Origin of the sequence: Lacinutrix sp. 5H-3-7-4 (genome assembly GCF_000211855.2) — a bacterium.
GTDB lineage: Bacteria > Bacteroidota > Bacteroidia > Flavobacteriales > Flavobacteriaceae > Lacinutrix.
Genome location: NC_015638.1, coordinates 1,071,131 through 1,087,899, shown reverse-complemented (window position 1 = coordinate 1,087,899; position 16,769 = coordinate 1,071,131). Strand labels below are relative to the sequence as shown.

Here is a 16,769-nt window from a genome sequence, read left to right as displayed (position 1 = left end):
ACAAAAGTAAAGTAACGCAGGTTTATATTTTAATTTTTATCAATTAGTTTAAACTCAACGCGTCTGTTTTTTGCTCTGTTATCTTCAGAAGAATTTTTTACTAATGGTTTAGAACTACCAAAACCAAACCACTGTATTCTTTCTTTTTTTAAGCCTTTTGAGATTAAATATTCTGAAACAGATTTTGCACGTTGTAAAGATAATTCCTGGTTTCTTTTAGCTAAACCAATATTATCTGTGTGTCCATATATTTCAATATTAAGGTTTTTATTTTCTTTTAAATGAAGGTTTAATTTATCTAATTCTTCTATAGAAGTGTTTACTAATATGGCTTTATCGAATTCGAATAATATATTTTTAAAAGTATAAATGGTTTTTGTTTCTAAGGGTTTTGCTTTATCAACTTTACTTAACGTTTTTTTTGATAGTTTAAGAGTTGTTACACTTACATCATCTATATAGTAATAAGTAAATTGTCTTTCTGCTGTACTCCAAACCTCCTGTATTTTAATTACTCTATTTGTTTCAAAATTTCCAATAGTCATAAATTTTTCAAAACCATTTGCAGTATATTCTAATGTAACTTTAGTCCATTCTTGAGTGTTAGAATAAAAGCTTTTATTCTCAATTTTCGAATATTTGTATTTTATATTATCTTTTTTTAAGTATTTAAAATGAATAAAATTTTTGCTTTTACTATCTAATTCTTCTGAAGTAAATAGCACTCCAAAATTGTTATTGCTATGAGAAGAACAGTCTGAAAGACTGATTTGAAATGTAATTAAATATTTTGTTCCTTTTGCAAGTTGTGAAACTAATTTGGTTTGTATGTATTCTCTGTAACTTGCAGGAGCAAAGGTGTAAATACCAGAGTAAGCATTACCTGTTTTTGGTTCTTGAAACCCAACATAATTTTCAAAGCCTAAATCTTTACTGCAATTATTAAAATAGTCTGTAGAACCATAATTTGAGCAAGACCAATTAATAACATTTTCATGAAAAGCTCCTTTGTTTTTAGGACAGTTTTTAAATGCTTCAAAACTAGAATTTAATACTAGGTTTTGAGCAATACTGTGTCCAAAGGCAAAAAATAAAAGCGTTGTAATTTTTAATTTCATATGTGTTAAAACGAAATAACACATTAATTATTCTTTTAAATCTCTTAACTTTAGTTGTAAAGACACATTGCCTTGCCATTCATTTTCATCTATAGAATAAACGGCTTTAAAACGCTTGTTATTTTTAATTAAGTTAAGCTTATCGCCAAGTCCAAAACCAATGCAAACAATTGCATTACTACCAGGTTGTTTTACTGTTATTCGTAAATGTTTATCGTCTTCACCTACGCATTTACCATAACCAGTATCTTGTAAATTGTTAGTCATAAAAACAGGAGACATATTTCCTGGACCAAATGGTGCAAATTGGCTTAATATTCTGTAGAATTTATCTGAAATATCATTAAGTTCTATTTGCCTATCTATTGTAATTTCTGGAGTTAGTAGTTTTTTATCTATTGTAGCTTGTACTACTTCTTCAAACTTTTGTTTAAAAGCTTCGTAGTTTTCTTCTTTAAGTGTTAAGCCAGCAGCATATTTATGGCCACCAAATTGCTCTATGTGTTCAGCACAAGCTTCTAAAGCATTATAAACATCGAAACCTTTTACAGAGCGTGCCGAAGCTGCTAACTTATTTCCACTTTTTGTAAATACTAATGTTGGTCTATAATAGGTTTCTATTAATCTACTTGCTACAATGCCAATAACGCCTTTATGCCAATCTTGTTGATAAACGACTGAGGTTAAGCGGTCTTTTTCGTTATTATTTTCAATTTGTTGTAAAGCTTCTATAGTAATTTGTTTATCGGCTTCACGTCTATCTGTATTAAAATTTTCAATTTCTTGAGCGTAAACTTGAGCCGTTTGCACATTAGTTTCGGTTAATAAATCTACGGCATATTGGCCGTGTTTCATTCTACCTGCGGCATTTATTCTTGGTGCAATAACAAACACAACATCTGTAATGGTAAGTGTTTCTTTTTTAATTTGATTTATTATCGCCTTAAATCCTGCTCTTGGCGCACTATTTATTACTTGTAAACCAAAATAAGCTAATATTCTATTTTCTCCAGTTATTGGAACAATATCTGCTCCAATTGCTGTAGCCACCAAGTCTAGATATTCTTGCAAATCTTCAACGGTTTTTCCTTTTTTTGAAGCTAAAGCTTGTATTAATTTAAAACCTACACCACAACCACATAATTCTTTATAAGGGTAATTACAATCACTTTGTTTTGGGTCTAAAACGGCTACTGCATTTGGGACTTTGTCTCCAGGTCTGTGGTGGTCGCAAATTATAAAATCGATGTTTTTTTCTTCCGCGTAAGCGATTTTATCAATAGCTTTTATACCACAATCTAATGCAATAATTAGTGTAAAATTATTGTCTTCGGCAAAATCAATACCCTGAAAAGAGATGCCGTAACCTTCTCCATAACGGTCTGGAATGTAAGTGGCAACGTTTGGATATTCACTTTTTAAATACGATGACATTAACGATACGGCAGTTGTGCCATCTACATCGTAATCGCCATACACTAAAATATTTTCGTTGTTTGCTATTGCTACCTCAATTCGTTTTACTGCTTTTAGCATATCCTTCATTAAAAAAGGATCGTGCAAATGTTTTAAATTTGGTCTAAAAAAGTCTTTTGCTTGCTCGTAGGTTTCAATACCGCGTTGTGCTAAAAGTGTTGCAACAGGCTCTTCTACTTGTAAAGCATGTTGTAAAAATTGTACGGTTTCTAGATTTGGTTTAGGTTTTAAAGTCCAACGCATTAAAAGTGTAGTGTTTTAGTAATAAACTATTTATTATATTGAATGGTAATGAATTTTAGTATTTACTGTTGCAAATTGTCTAAACATTTCCATAACGCCACAATATTTTTCAATAGATAAATCTACAGCCTTTTTTATTTTTTTCTCGTCTAAATTGTTACCGTAAAAATGGTAATCTACGTTTACAGTATGGTATGTTCTTGGGTGTTCTTCTGTAAGTTGGCCTTCAACTTCAATTTTAAAATCGGAAAAAGAAGTTTTCATTTTTTCTACTACTGAAACAACATCTAAACCAGAACAAGCGGCTAAAGATGATAACATCACCGCTTTTGGTCCCATTGGTTTGTAAGGGTTGTTGTTATCTTGAGACTGACCTAAATTAAAAGAATAGCCGTTAGGATTATCACTTTCGAAAATTAAATTTTCTTTCCAAACAGTTGTTATTTTGTGAGACATTTTAAGGATTTTTTCGTTAATTGTTAGAATCAAAAATACTATTAAAAAAACAAACATATGCCTTTAGTTACGCCTTTAGAAGCAGAACACGATTTAGAAACAAAAAAACTTGCCGAGTTTTTTAATGAAACACTTGGGTTTTGCCCAAACTCGGTACTAACCATGCAAAGACGACCAGCAATTAGTAAAGCATTTATTAATTTAAATAAAGCTGTAATGGCAAATGAAGGTCGAGTAACTTCTGCTTTAAAACGAATGATTGCTTGGGTAAGTAGTAATGCTACTGGTTGCCGTTATTGTCAAGCTCACGCTATTCGTGCTGCCGAAAGATATGGTGCAGAACAAGAACAGTTAGATAATATTTGGGAATATAGAACGCATGAAGCTTTTAGTGAAGCTGAACGTGCAGCATTAGATTTTTCTTTAGCAGCTTCTCAGGTTCCTAATGCTGTTGATGAAACTATTAAAGTAAGATTGCACGAGCATTGGAATGAAGGAGAAATTGTAGAAATGCTTGGTGTTATTTCTTTATTTGGTTACCTAAACCGATGGAATGACTCTATGGGTACAACACTTGAAGGTGATGCTATTGAAAGCGGAAATCAATTTTTAGGGAAACATGGTTTTGAAGTAGGAAAACATATTTAATACTTTTAACATTTATAAAAAAAGCCTCATCTAAAAGAAAAGATGAGGCTTTTTTATTTTAAAGTCTTTATTTCAGGATTTTAGTAAATTGTACAAACGTATTTTGTCGCATTAAAATTACTATTTAACTTTAAAATTACCTTTAAACGATTTATTACAGAAAATAATCTAAAATTTTTCTGTTAACACACATACTGCTCTATTTTTGTACTGCCCAAATAATTTTATTTATTCTTAAAAATCCATAATATTTATAGTATTTGTTATTACTTTTGCAACTTTTTTTTGCAAAGCATAATATCAATAAAAAATTAATAAAAGTTGTTTATAGACACTTATGGCTAAGTGTAAAAAAAATACTGGAGTAATAATGTAAAACCTTGATGAGGTTATAATATAATTAACACAATTTGGATGTTAATAATTTAATTTTGCACTAATAAATTTTTTTAAACAAATTGCACTTGCTGCTGTAGTTTTATAGTGATGTAGAGAAACTAGTAGTACGAGAGTGATAATTTTAAAGACATATTTCTAAGTAATTAATTTTAGTAGGTTTTTTACTTATAAGCCAGTGCTGCCAGCACTGGCTTTATTATTTAATAATAATTTTAATATAATCTTGTAATTCTGGAACAATTGTATCTTCAAACCATGGGTTTTTACTTCTCCAAAATCTATTTGTTGGTGATGGATGTGGAATAGGGAAGTATTTGGGTAAGTAATTTTTATAATCACTTACAGTATCTGTAAGTGTTTTTTTTGCCTTATCTTTTAAATAATATTTTTGTGCATATGCACCTATAAGTATTATTAATTTTACATTTGGCATAGTCTCTAATATTTTTTCATGCCATTGTTTAGCACATTCTGGTCTTGGTGGTAAGTCTCCAGTTTTACCTTTTCCAGGATAACAAAAACCCATTGGTACAATAGCAAAGTTTTTAGTATTGTAAAACTCTTTATTACTTACATTTAACCATTGTCTAAGTTTTTTGCCACTTTGGTCATCCCATGGAATACCAGAAGCATGAACTTTAGTACCTGGAGCTTGACCAATAATTACAATTTTAGAACTTTTATTAGCGGTTACTACAGGTCTTGGTCCTAAAGGTAAATGACTTTTACATATGTCACACTGTTTTATGTTTTTTAAAAGTAATTCCAAAATTAGTTGCTGTCTGCAAGCATAGATTTTAAATCGTTAGTATAAGATGGGTAAGTGAAAATTAGTTTTTTAAACTCTGAAACTGTCATGCCTTTACTTATAGCCATTGTAAAGATATTAATATTTTCATTTGCCTTTTCACTTAAAAGGTGAGCACCAACAATTATATCTGTTCTTTTATTTGAAATAATTTTAAAGGCATAAGTATCTTCATTTGCTTTTTTAGCATTAAACCAACCAGGAATTTTTCCTTTATACACATTAATATGTTTATATCGTTTTTTTGCTTCTTCTTCTTGTAAACCTACCATAGATAAATTAGGTTGTGTAAAAACTGTAGATGGTACTAAAGGAAATTGAAATTTATTTGCATTATTATTTAATATATTTTCTCCAGTAATATAACCTTGTAAACCAGATAGAGGTGTTAAGGGTAGTGATAAACTAGAAACATCACCACAGGCATAAACTTTAGAGTTGGTTTTACTTTGAAGATAATCGTTAACTAAAACACCACTACAGTTTGCTTCTACATTAGCATTTTCAAGTTTTAAATTTGTTATAGATGGTACACGGCCGGCAGTATTAAATACTTTTCTAGATTTGAGTTTTTTCTTTTTTCCTTTTAATGTATAATTTATACGTTTGTTTTTATTTAAGGCTTCTATTTTTTCAATTTTAGCATTAAAAACAAATGTAACACCTAAGGTTTTCATTTTACTTATTAAAGCTTCAACTAAAAATGGATCGAAATTTTTTAAGGCAGTCGAGCCGTGTTCAAAAACAGTTACTTTAGAGCCTAAAATAGCAAGCATAGTGGCAAACTCCATTCCTACATATCCAGATCCAATAAAACTTGCAGTTTTAGGAATTTTAGTTAAGTTTAAAATTGAGTCACTAGTCTCAATATGCTTGTTTCCTTTTATCTTTAATTTTCTGGGTACTCTACCTGTGGCAATTACAAAATAGTCTGCAGAGATGGTTTTACCTTCTACTAAAACTTTATTTTCACTAATAAATTCTGGAGATTGGTGATATAAATCTACATCTAAATTCTGAAGATCTTTTTCGGTTTCGATTGGGATACTTTGAACAAATTTATTTTTAAATTTTTGCACATCGCTCCAGCTAATTTTTGGCGGTTTAATAATACCAGAATGTTCTAGCTGTTTACAGCGTTGAAGTAAAGAAGAAAACTGAACAAGAATTTTTTTAGGGTCACAACCTCTATTGGCACAAGTGCCTCCATATTCTCTATTATCTGCAATTGCTACTTTTAATTTGTTTTTGGCACAAATTTCTGCAACGGTTTGTCCAGCGATTCCAGAACCTATAATAAAAACATTATAATGTTTAACTTTCATAGCTTTAGTTTTAAAACTGAAGTTAAAAAAGTAAACCTTGTTTTTTATTAATTAAAGCTTAAAGTTTTGTCGTGAAATTATTTTGCTTTACCACCAACAACTATAACTATTTCTCCTTTTGGAGGCTTATTAGTATAGTGTTCTAAAACTTGTTTTGCTGTACCACGAATGGTTTCTTCGTAAAGTTTAGTAAGCTCTCTAGAAACAGATACAGGTCTATCTTCGCCAAAGTATTCGCAAAAATGACCAAGTGTTTTAATTAGCTTGTGAGGACTTTCGTAAAAAATAAGTGTTCTGGTATCTTCGGCTAAAAGTTTTAAACGTGTTTGTCTTCCTTTCTTAACAGGTAAAAAGCCCTCAAAAATAAATTTGTCGTTGGGTAAACCAGAATTTACTAAGGCAGGAACAAAAGCTGTTGCTCCTGGTAAACAGTCTACATTAATATTGTTTTCTACACAGGCTCTGGTTAATAAAAAACCAGGGTCGCTAATTGCAGGAGTTCCAGCATCGCTAATAAGTGCTATGGTTTCTCCATTTTTAATACGTTCTACCAAACGGTCAACCATTTTATGCTCATTGTGCATATGGTGGCTTTGCATAGGTGTAGTAATTTTAAAATGTTTAAGTAGTTTTCCTGAAGTTCTAGTGTCTTCAGCTAAAATATAATCTGCAGATTCTAACACAGAAATAGCTCTAAACGTCATGTCTTCGAGATTTCCAATAGGAGTTGGAACGATATAGAGTTTTCCCATTAAAGTAAAATTTATTACAAATTTACAATGTTTTGAAGTTTTATATTAAGCTATTGGGCGTTTCTTACAACTTTGCCAAAGAAATAAGATAATAAAATTAGGTTTAATGCACTTAAAGTTAAAATAGTAGAGTCTCCTGCAAAATAATGAGCAAAAAAGGCTAAAATAACATCAAAAAAGAAACCGGCGTAAGCCCACTCTGTAAGCCACATGCTTTTACGCCATAAAACCATGATTACACCAAGAATTTTTAAAGTAGCTAATGGGTATACTAAATATGTTGGATAATTAAAATGCTCAAAAAAACCTTTTATCATTTCGGGTTTAGTAAAATACATTGATGCAGAGTAGAGCATTATTATGCATAATAGAATTGTTGCAACCCAATAAATTGTTTTTTGAATTCTCATGTAGTTTAGTTGTATTTAGCTTCAATTATTTGCATAAATCTTTCAGCATACTCTTCTTTATTTACCCAAAAATTATAATCTGGTTTTACTTGGTTTTCTATTAAAAGGGTTGCTTCGTCATAGCTTGTTATAGTGTTTAATTGAGAAATTACACGGTTGTAATCTTCGGCTTCACCATTAAAAAGGTGTTTTATAAAAGCAATTTTATCATTTAATCCAATATTAAATCCGCCAGATTTTAGTTTGTCATTTAAAGATTTTTTTTCATTGGCTTTAATGTCGCTAACTTTATCAAAAACAGGAATGTTATTATAGTCGGCAGTAATATCTTCTAAGTCGTTTTTCTGGTATTTATTTTGGGTGTTAACTTTATTAAAAATTGCATCTACATCCTGTGTTTCTTCAGGCATTTGTGCAACAATGTTTTTAATTTTTTCCATTACAGGCTCCATAATACCATCATCTTCTCGCTCATCAACATTAACATAGGTTTTGTTATCTACTTCTATATTATCGCTTATTCTGTTGTTAAAAGCCACATCCAGCATATCAAAAAAAGAAGAGTCATTTCCAATGGTTGGTAAACTGTCTTCAAAATTTTCTTGTGCAAATTTTAAAACTGTAAGTTTCTCGTAAAGTGCAGCAACTTCTGCATGCATTTTATTTACATCATCTTTACCTTTAAGTTTAAGAATCTTGTGGGCAATGCTCATTAATTCTGATTCTAACTTCTTCTTCATGACTCAATGTTTTTTATTTTTTTTTGAATTTAATGCAATTTAGGCTTTTGTTTTTAATTAAATTTACGCCACCTTTATAGTTAACGAATATAATTTTCGTTAGTGTGTTAAAATTACAAAATGTTTCTCGAAAATACAGTAAATCAAAAAGAACAATTTGGTTGGATTGAAGTTATATGTGGATCTATGTTCTCTGGTAAAACCGAAGAATTAATTCGCAGACTTAAACGTGCCCAATTTGCAAAGCAAAAAGTTGAAATTTTTAAACCAGCAATAGATGTAAGATATGATGATGAAATGGTGGTTTCTCATGACTCTAACGAAATACGCTCAACTCCAGTTCCTGCAGCTGCAAATATTCCAATTTTAGCCGATGGTTGTGATGTAGTAGGTATAGACGAAGCTCAGTTTTTTGATGACGAGATTGTACGTGTTTGTAACGATCTTGCAAATAAAGGCATACGAGTAATTGTTGCAGGTTTAGATATGGATTTTAAAGGCAACCCATTTGGACCAATGCCTAACCTAATGGCAACAGCAGAGTATGTAACAAAAGTACATGCTGTTTGTACACGTACAGGAAACCTTGCGCAATTTAGTTATAGAAAAAATAAAAGCGAAGACCTTGTTTTACTTGGTGAAACAGAAGAATACGAACCTTTAAGTCGTGCAGCTTATTATAAAGCTACATTAAGAGAAAAAATAAAAACATTGAAGGTGAATGATGCAGAAGAACTTAAAGAAAATCAAGATAAACCTAATGCCTAAAGCGCACGAAACTACACTAGAAATAGATTTAAAAGCATTAAAACATAATGTAGGCTATATAAAATCTAAACTTTCTAAAGACACTAAATTTTTAGCTGTAATAAAAGCTTTTGCATACGGTAGTGATGCTTTAGAAATCGCAAAATATTTAGAAAATTTAAATGTAGATTATTTTGCAGTCGCTTACACAAATGAAGGTGTTGCTTTAAGAGATGCAGGAATAGAGACGCCAATTTTAGTTTTACATCCACAGCCAGAAAACTTTAAAACTATTATAGAGCGTTGTTTAGAACCTAATATTTATTCTCAAAGAGTATTAAAAAGTTTTATCGCTGTAGCGGAAAATTTAAAACAAAACAATTACCCAATACATATAAAATACAATAGTGGGTTAAACAGGCTTGGTTTTAATGTTAACGACATTGAAGCAATAAACAAAACATTAAAACAAACAGCTGCTATAAAAGTAAAATCACTTTTTTCACATTTAGCAGCAAGCGAAGATCTTAATGAAAGAGAGTTTACTTTAAATCAAATACATAACTTTAAAACCTTTGCCAATACTTTAACCAAAGCATTAAATTATAAAGTATTATTACACCAAAGCAATACCTCTGGGATTTTAAATTATCCCGAAGCACATTTTAGTATGGTTAGATGTGGTATTGGTCTCTATGGTTTTGCTAATGATAATGCATACAATAAAAATTTAATACCTATTGCAACCTTAAAAACTATAATTTCTCAAATACACACGTTAAATGTAGGAGAAAGTTTAGGTTATAACCGTGCGTTTAAAGCAAGTAAAATTACAAAAACAGCAACTTTACCAATAGGTCATGCCGATGGTATTGGAAGGCAATATGGAAACGGAAAAGGATTTGTTTACGTAAATGAACAAAAAGCATACATTGTAGGAAATGTTTGTATGGACATGATTATGGTAGACGTTACAGATATTGACTGTAAAGAAGGTGACGAAGTCATAATTTTTGGTCCAAAACATAAAATTAACAGCCTTACTAAAACAGTTGATACCATACCTTACGAATTACTTACAGCGGTATCTCAACGAATAAAAAGAGCTTTTTATCGATAATTACGTTTTTTAGCCTACAACTCTTGTTAAAAGGTGTTAAAATTTTAGCTACCTTGAAACAAATTAATTTCAACTAACTTAAAAATTTGAAAAATTATGCTTAAAGAATTTAAGGATTTTATTATGACAGGAAATGTCATAGATTTAGCTGTAGCAGTTATTCTTGCTGGAGCAGTAGGAATGGTAGTAAATGGCTTTGTATCTGATATTATGATGCCAATAATTGGTAACTTTGCCGGTGGTGTAGATTTTGCCGATTTAAAATATGTATTATCTCCAGCTACTGTAGGAGCAGATGGAGCAGTTACAAAACCAGAAAACGCTATAATGTATGGTAAATGGATTAACTCAATAATAAATTTAATAATAGTTGGTTTTGTGTTATTCATGATTGTTAAAGCATACAATAAAACAAAAACTCCTCCAGCACCTGCTGCACCTGCAGGACCATCAGAGTTAGATATATTAAAAGAAATTAGAGACGCTTTAAAGAAGTAATCTACTTTTTTTAAAAAAATTATTCTAAAAATCGGTTTTGACTATCAAAATCGATTTTTTTTATGCTCTTTTTTATGAAAAAATTAATGCAATTTTCAACACTAACAATAAGAAATACAATAGCTTTGTAAATAATAATAAGTAAGAATTTCTGAGTCAACAGAAATTGAAAAAATTAAATTTTTATGAAATTAGCCGTAGTAGGAGTCACTGGAATGGTAGGAGAAGTGATGCGTAAAGTTCTGGAAGAACGCAATTTTGAAATTACAGAGTTTATACCTGTAGCATCAGAAAGATCTGTAGGTAAAAAAATCACTTTTAAAAATCAAGAACATACTATTATTAGTATGGAAGACGCTGTAGCAAAAAAACCAGATGTAGCTTTATTTTCAGCAGGCGGAAACACATCTCTAGAATGGGCGCCAAAGTTTGCAGCTGTAGGTACAACAGTTATAGATAATTCTTCAGCATGGAGAATGGATCAAGATAAAAAATTAGTAGTACCAGAAATAAATGCTACAAACCTTTCAGAAACCGATAAAATTATAGCAAACCCTAATTGCTCTACTATACAAATGGTAATGGCATTAGCGCCGCTTCATAAAAAATATAAAATAAAACGTATTGTTGTTTCTACATACCAATCTATTTCAGGAACAGGAGTTAAAGCTGTTAAACAATTAGAAAATGAAATGGCAGGAGTTAAAGGTGAAATGGCCTATCCTTATCCAATTCATAAAAATGCAATTCCACATTGTGATGTTTTCGAAGAAAATGGGTACACAAAAGAAGAAATGAAACTAGTGCGTGAAACACAAAAAATTCTTGACGATAAATCAATAGCTGTAACAGCTACAGCAGTAAGAATTCCAACTTCTGGTGGACATAGTGAAGCTATAAATGTAGAGTTTGAAAACGATTTTAATTTAACCGAGGTAAGAGAAATATTAAATGCTACAGATGGTGTAACATTACAAGATAATGTAGATGTTAATACCTACCCAATGCCATTATATGCAAACGGGAAAGATGATGTTTTTGTTGGACGTTTGCGTCGTGATGGATCATTGCCAAACACATTAAATATGTGGGTTGTTAGTGATAATTTAAGAAAAGGAGCTGCAACAAACACAGTACAAATTGCAGAATACTTAGTAAAAAATAATCTTATATAGCTTTTAATCTTAAAGCTTATGCATACAAAAAGCGTTTACTATATAAGTAAACGCTTTTTTGTTTATTTTTATAGAATATAAAAACAAATACCTATGAAAAAAGTAGCATTTAGCTTAATAATACTATTAGTAATAATGTCTTGTAAAGAAGAAGAAAAATCTAGAAAAGAAATTACTGTAAACTATCCAGAAACAAAAACAGTAGATACTGTAAATAATTACTTTGGCACAGAGGTAAAAGATCCATACCGCTGGCTAGAAGACGACAGAAGTGAAGAAACAAAATCATGGGTACAAAGTCAAAACAAAGCTACATTTGGTTACTTAGATAATATACCTTTTCGTGAAGAATTAAAATCACGACTAGAAAAACTATGGAACTACGAAAAAGTTGGAGCACCATTTAAAGAAGGTGATTACACTTATTTTTATAAAAATAACGGCCTGCAAAACCAATATGTAATTTACCGTTATAAAACTGGTGAAGACCCAAAAACTGCAACTGTATTTTTAGATCCAAATACATTTAAAGACGATGGTACTATTTCTTTAGGAGGTACAAGTTTCTCTAAGAACGGGAAAATTTTGGCTTACGCTATTTCTGAAGGAGGAAGCGACTGGAGAAAAATTTTGGTAATGAATACCGAAACAAAAGAAATAATAGAAGACACTATAGTAGATGTTAAGTTTAGCGGTATGTCTTGGTATAAAAACGAAGGGTTTTATTACTCAAGTTACGATAAACCAAAAGGTAGTGAATTGTCTGCAAAAACAGACCAACATAAAATGTATTACCATAAGTTAGGGACGCCTCAAAAAGAAGATAAATTAGTTTTTGGTAATACACCAGAAGAAAAACATAGATACGTTTACGGAGGCGTAACAGAAGACGACCGTTATTTATTAATAAGTCCAAAAACATCAACATCTGGAAATAAACTTTATATAAAAGATTTAGAAAACCCAAATAAGCCATTAGTGGAAATTTTAGGAAATACAAATAGCGATACCTATTTAATAGAAAACGAAGGCAGTAAGTTGTTTCTAGTAACTAATTTAAATGCACCAAATAAAAAAATAGTTACTGTAGACGCTGCAAACCCAACACCAGAAAACTGGAAAGATTTTATTCCAGAAACAGAAAATGTTTTAAGCCCATCTACTGCTGGTGGTTACTTTTTTGCAGAATACATGGTAGATGCTGTTTCAAAAGTTATGCAATACGATTATAACGGTAAAATAGTAAGAGAAGTAAAATTACCAGGCGTTGGTAGTGCAGGAGGCTTTGGTGCTAAAAAAGAAGAAAAAGAACTATACTATTCTTTTACAAACTATGTTACACCTGGAAGTATATATAAATATAATATAGAAGCAGGAACATCAGAGTTGTTTAGAAAACCAACAATAGACTTTAATCCAGAAGATTATGAAAGTAATCAAGTATTTTATACATCTAAAGATGGAACAAAAGTACCTATGATTATAACACATAAAAAAGGATTAGAATTAAACGGAAAGAACCCAACAATTTTATATGGTTATGGAGGTTTCAACATAAGCTTAACACCAAGCTTTAGTATTACAAATGCTGTTTGGATGGAGCAAGGTGGTGTTTATGCTGTTCCTAATCTTCGTGGTGGTGGAGAATATGGAAAAGAATGGCATGATGCAGGTACACAATTAAAAAAGCAAAATGTATTTGATGATTTTATCGCTGCCGCGGAATACCTAATCGATAACAATTATACATCATCTAATTATTTAGCAATTCGTGGTGGTTCTAACGGTGGTTTATTAGTTGGAGCGACAATGACACAACGTCCAGATTTAATGAAAGTAGCATTGCCAGCAGTTGGTGTGTTAGACATGTTACGTTACCACACATTTACAGCTGGAGCAGGTTGGGCGTACGATTATGGCACTGCAGAAGACAACAAAGGAATGTTTGATTATTTAAAAGGATATTCGCCGTTGCACAACATAAAAGAAGGTATTCAATATCCAGCAACACTTGTAACTACAGGTGATCATGACGATAGAGTAGTGCCAGCACATAGTTTTAAATTTGCGGCAGAATTACAAAGCAAACAAGCAGGAAATAATCCAACACTTATTCGCATAGAAACAGATGCAGGACATGGTGCAGGAACTCCTGTTAGTAAAACCATAGAACAATATGCAGATATTTATGGCTTTACATTATATAATATGGGATTTGATGTACTACCTAGTAAAATGAAAGAAGAATTTAAAGATTAAAAACACTTAATATTATATTTAGGCCTCACAAGTTTTATTACCTGTGAGGTCTTGTTATATTTACAATATGCTAGACGTAAAAAACCTTTCTTTTTCATATAATAAAAACACTGTTTTAAATAATCTCTCATTCACAGTTAATGCTGGAGAGTGTATTGCTGTTATTGGAGAAAGTGGTTCTGGTAAAAGTACTTTACTAAAAACACTTCGTGGAGAATACGATTTAAATAATGGTGAAATATTTTGGAACAACACTCAAATTTTAGGTCCAAAATTTAATCTTGTAATTGGTTACGATTTTATAAAATATGTTGCTCAAGAGTTTGAGTTAATGCCATTTATTTCTGTTGCAGAAAATATAGGTAAACACCTTTCTAATTTTTATAAAAAGGAAAAAAAAGAAAGGGTTGACCAGTTAATAAATGTTGTAGAGTTAAATGCGTTTGCAAATACTAAAGTAAAACTATTAAGTGGCGGGCAAAAACAACGTGTGGCTTTAGCTAGAGCATTAGCTAAAAAGCCAGAAATACTTTTGTTAGATGAGCCTTTTAGTCATATAGATAACTTTAAAAAGCAAAGTCTTAGGCGTAATGTTTTTAAATATTTAAAAGAAAATAATATAGCTTGTGTTATGGCAACTCACGATAAAGAAGATGTGCTTGGTTTTGCAGATAGGTTGCTAGTGTTAAACAATAAAAGCATTGAAGAAAATAGTACACCAAAAGCTTTATTTGAAAACCCTAAAACACCTTTAATAGCTTCATTTTTTGGAGAGTTTAATGTTATAAATAAAAAAATTATTTATGCGCACCAAATAAAAGTTGTTGAGGTTTCAAACATTAGAGCTTTGGTTTTAAAAAACTATTTTAAAGGAAATCACTATTTAATTGAAGCTGTTTTAAATGATGAAACTATTTTTTTTGAACATGATACAGCACTTGAAATTCAAAAGGAGGTTTGCTTAAAAACAGAGTAAATAAACTATAGTACTTTGGTGATTGTAAAAGTATTATCTCTAAAAGCAACAGTGTCACCTTCAACTTTAGACATTAAGAGTTGTGCAATTGGTGTATTTGCAGATATGGCATAAAAGCTCTCATTATTATACTCAATAACACCGGCACTAATTGCTATAAAATAGTTTACTTTATTTGTGTAAATTATGCTACCTAGGCTAACTTTATTAGCGCTTTTTTGGTAATCTATTTTACTTAAAATTAAATTTGTTTTTTGAATTTGGGCTAATTGCTGACCCGCTTTTTCACGCTCTAATTGTAGCATTGCTCTACCAGTTTCATGTTTGTCTCCTGCACTACTTTTAGTTTCAGATAGTAGTGATTCTTGAATACTGGCTATAGTTTCTTGTACTGTTTTTAAGCGGTTTTCAATAAAACTTTTACATTGTTTATAGAGCTGTTCTTTTATTTTCATTTAAACTAAATCTGCTAATTCTTTACCAACCAAGCTACCTATTGCAACTCCCATGCCTCCTAATCTTATGCCACAGTAAACATTATTCTCTATTTGCTTTACAATGGGTTTTTTTTGTTTGCCAATACCCATTATACCACTCCAGCGATGTGCTATTTCGAAAGGTGTATTTGGTAGAATAGTAGTTTTTAAAAGTGTTTCTAGTTTGTTTTGAATAACTTCTGTTTGTCCAAATACACTTGTGTTTTCAGTTTTAAAATCTAAATTTCTTCCGCCGCCAAATAGTATTCTGTTTTCTATATTTCTAAAATAATAATATCCTTTATCTAAATGAAAAGTACCTTTTATTTTTAAATTCTTTATTGGTTTTGTAATTAAAACTTGTGCTCTTGCTGGCTCAACTTTCTCATTAATTAGTCTTGAAGCAAAACCGTTTGTAGCTATCAATAGTTTTGAAGTATTAAAGTCTACTTGGTTTGTTTTTATTTTAACTGAAGAATTGGCTGTCACATATTCTTCAATTTGAATATTATTTAAAATTTTAATATCGTTTATCTGTGCTTTTTTTAACAAAGCATTCATCATTTTACCAGTATCTATTTGACCTTCAAAAGCATTGAAAATATAATGCTCTTCAATATTTTTAAAACCAAAACTATTTTTTTGAATTTTAAATATGTCTTGATTAAATATTGGGTTTAATAGTGTGTTTATTTCATTTCTTCTATCCAAGCAATCTTGTAATAATTTATTGTCTTGCTTACTAAACAATTCAAAGCCACCATTGTTTTGATAGTCAATAGCTTTGTCACTAAGTGTCTCCCTTAATAAATTAAGACCTTTAATTCTTTTCTTTATTAAATTTATTACTTCAATTTTAGTATGAGAGTTAAGGTCGTCTATAATTTCGCTTAAACTTCCAAAACAAGCAAATCCAGCATTTTTTGTACTTGCTCCTTGTGGTAAAATGCCTTTTTCTAAAATTAAAATTTTAGCTTTTGGAAAACGGTTTCTTAATTGTAAAGCACAGTTTATACCTACAATTCCACTTCCAACTATTGTGTAATCTATGTTAGTTAACCATGTTTTTATTTCCCAGTACGATAAATTCATATTGCTAAGTTACTATATTATGTGTTAGTTTATATATTAAAAAAGCCGCAA

At 30.6% G+C, this 16,769-nt stretch carries 17 protein-coding genes; 7 read left to right on the top strand and 10 right to left on the bottom strand.

Annotated features, from left to right (window positions below):
• Positions 1-29 precede the first annotated feature (29 nt).
• Genes LACAL_RS04705 through LACAL_RS04695 form a run of 3 tightly spaced genes read right to left on the bottom strand, consistent with a single transcriptional unit; the run spans position 30 to position 3,293 of the window.
• Positions 30-1,118: an OmpA family protein gene (locus LACAL_RS04705; protein WP_158306391.1), complete on the bottom strand. Its 1,089-nt coding sequence runs from the start codon at positions 1,116-1,118 to the stop codon at positions 30-32.
• Between the two features lie 27 nt (positions 1,119-1,145).
• Positions 1,146-2,837, bottom strand: a complete 1,692-nt coding sequence (gene recJ, locus LACAL_RS04700; RefSeq protein WP_013869561.1) for a single-stranded-DNA-specific exonuclease RecJ — start codon at positions 2,835-2,837, stop codon at positions 1,146-1,148.
• A 33-nt stretch (positions 2,838-2,870) separates the two neighbouring features.
• Positions 2,871-3,293: an OsmC family protein gene (locus tag LACAL_RS04695; RefSeq protein WP_013869560.1), complete on the bottom strand. Its 423-nt coding sequence runs from the start codon at positions 3,291-3,293 to the stop codon at positions 2,871-2,873.
• 57 nt (positions 3,294-3,350) lie between these two features.
• Between LACAL_RS04695 and LACAL_RS04690 the strand changes: the two genes are divergently transcribed.
• Positions 3,351-3,941: a carboxymuconolactone decarboxylase family protein gene (locus tag LACAL_RS04690; RefSeq protein WP_013869559.1), complete on the top strand. Its 591-nt coding sequence runs from the start codon at positions 3,351-3,353 to the stop codon at positions 3,939-3,941.
• Between the two features lie 595 nt (positions 3,942-4,536).
• Here the strand turns inward: LACAL_RS04690 and LACAL_RS04685 are convergent.
• From LACAL_RS04685 to LACAL_RS04665, 5 genes are all read right to left on the bottom strand, one after another.
• Complete coding sequence (locus tag LACAL_RS04685; RefSeq protein ID WP_013869558.1) at positions 4,537-5,109, bottom strand: uracil-DNA glycosylase family protein; 573 nt, start codon at positions 5,107-5,109, stop codon at positions 4,537-4,539.
• A 2-nt stretch (positions 5,110-5,111) separates the two neighbouring features.
• Complete coding sequence (locus tag LACAL_RS04680; protein WP_013869557.1) at positions 5,112-6,473, bottom strand: NAD(P)/FAD-dependent oxidoreductase; 1,362 nt, start codon at positions 6,471-6,473, stop codon at positions 5,112-5,114.
• 77 nt (positions 6,474-6,550) lie between these two features.
• The gene (gene rsmI, locus LACAL_RS04675; RefSeq protein ID WP_013869556.1) at positions 6,551-7,225 is read right to left on the bottom strand and encodes a 16S rRNA (cytidine(1402)-2'-O)-methyltransferase; all 675 of its coding nucleotides are present in this window, start codon (positions 7,223-7,225) and stop codon (positions 6,551-6,553) included.
• A 50-nt stretch (positions 7,226-7,275) separates the two neighbouring features.
• Positions 7,276-7,635 (bottom strand): DoxX family protein, encoded by a 360-nt coding sequence (locus LACAL_RS04670; RefSeq protein WP_013869555.1) that lies wholly within the window; start codon positions 7,633-7,635, stop codon positions 7,276-7,278.
• Positions 7,636-7,640: 5 nt separating this feature from the next.
• A complete protein-coding gene (locus tag LACAL_RS04665) occupies positions 7,641-8,375 on the bottom strand; it encodes a hypothetical protein (protein WP_013869554.1) in 735 nt (244 codons plus the stop codon).
• Between the two features lie 120 nt (positions 8,376-8,495).
• On the opposite strand from LACAL_RS04665, the gene LACAL_RS04660 reads away from it, so the two are divergent.
• The 6 genes from LACAL_RS04660 to LACAL_RS04635 all read left to right on the top strand — a co-directional run bounded on the left by LACAL_RS04660 (position 8,496) and on the right by LACAL_RS04635 (position 15,150).
• Positions 8,496-9,143, top strand: coding sequence for a thymidine kinase (locus tag LACAL_RS04660; RefSeq protein ID WP_013869553.1), 648 nt, complete (start codon positions 8,496-8,498; stop codon positions 9,141-9,143).
• Positions 9,136-10,242 (top strand): alanine racemase, encoded by a 1,107-nt coding sequence (gene alr / locus LACAL_RS04655; protein WP_013869552.1) that lies wholly within the window; start codon positions 9,136-9,138, stop codon positions 10,240-10,242. Before LACAL_RS04660 ends, alr begins: the two co-directional genes overlap by 8 nt.
• 96 nt (positions 10,243-10,338) lie before the next feature.
• A complete protein-coding gene (gene mscL, locus LACAL_RS04650; protein ID WP_013869551.1) occupies positions 10,339-10,740 on the top strand; it encodes a large conductance mechanosensitive channel protein MscL in 402 nt (133 codons plus the stop codon).
• Positions 10,741-10,925: 185 nt separating this feature from the next.
• Positions 10,926-11,915, top strand: coding sequence for an aspartate-semialdehyde dehydrogenase (locus LACAL_RS04645; RefSeq protein WP_013869550.1), 990 nt, complete (start codon positions 10,926-10,928; stop codon positions 11,913-11,915).
• A gap of 93 nt (positions 11,916-12,008) precedes the next feature.
• Positions 12,009-14,174 carry a prolyl oligopeptidase family protein gene (locus LACAL_RS04640; protein WP_013869549.1) on the top strand — a complete coding sequence of 722 codons (2,166 nt, stop codon included), beginning with the start codon at positions 12,009-12,011 and terminating at the stop codon, positions 14,172-14,174.
• A gap of 67 nt (positions 14,175-14,241) precedes the next feature.
• The gene (locus tag LACAL_RS04635; protein WP_013869548.1) at positions 14,242-15,150 is read left to right on the top strand and encodes an ABC transporter ATP-binding protein; all 909 of its coding nucleotides are present in this window, start codon (positions 14,242-14,244) and stop codon (positions 15,148-15,150) included.
• Between the two features lie 5 nt (positions 15,151-15,155).
• Here the strand turns inward: LACAL_RS04635 and LACAL_RS04630 are convergent, their stop codons facing one another.
• Entirely contained in the window at positions 15,156-15,605 is a 450-nt protein-coding gene (locus LACAL_RS04630) for a hypothetical protein (RefSeq protein WP_013869547.1), read from the bottom strand.
• Positions 15,606-16,718 (bottom strand): FAD-binding oxidoreductase, encoded by a 1,113-nt coding sequence (locus tag LACAL_RS04625; protein WP_013869546.1) that lies wholly within the window; start codon positions 16,716-16,718, stop codon positions 15,606-15,608.
• Positions 16,719-16,769 lie beyond the last annotated feature (51 nt).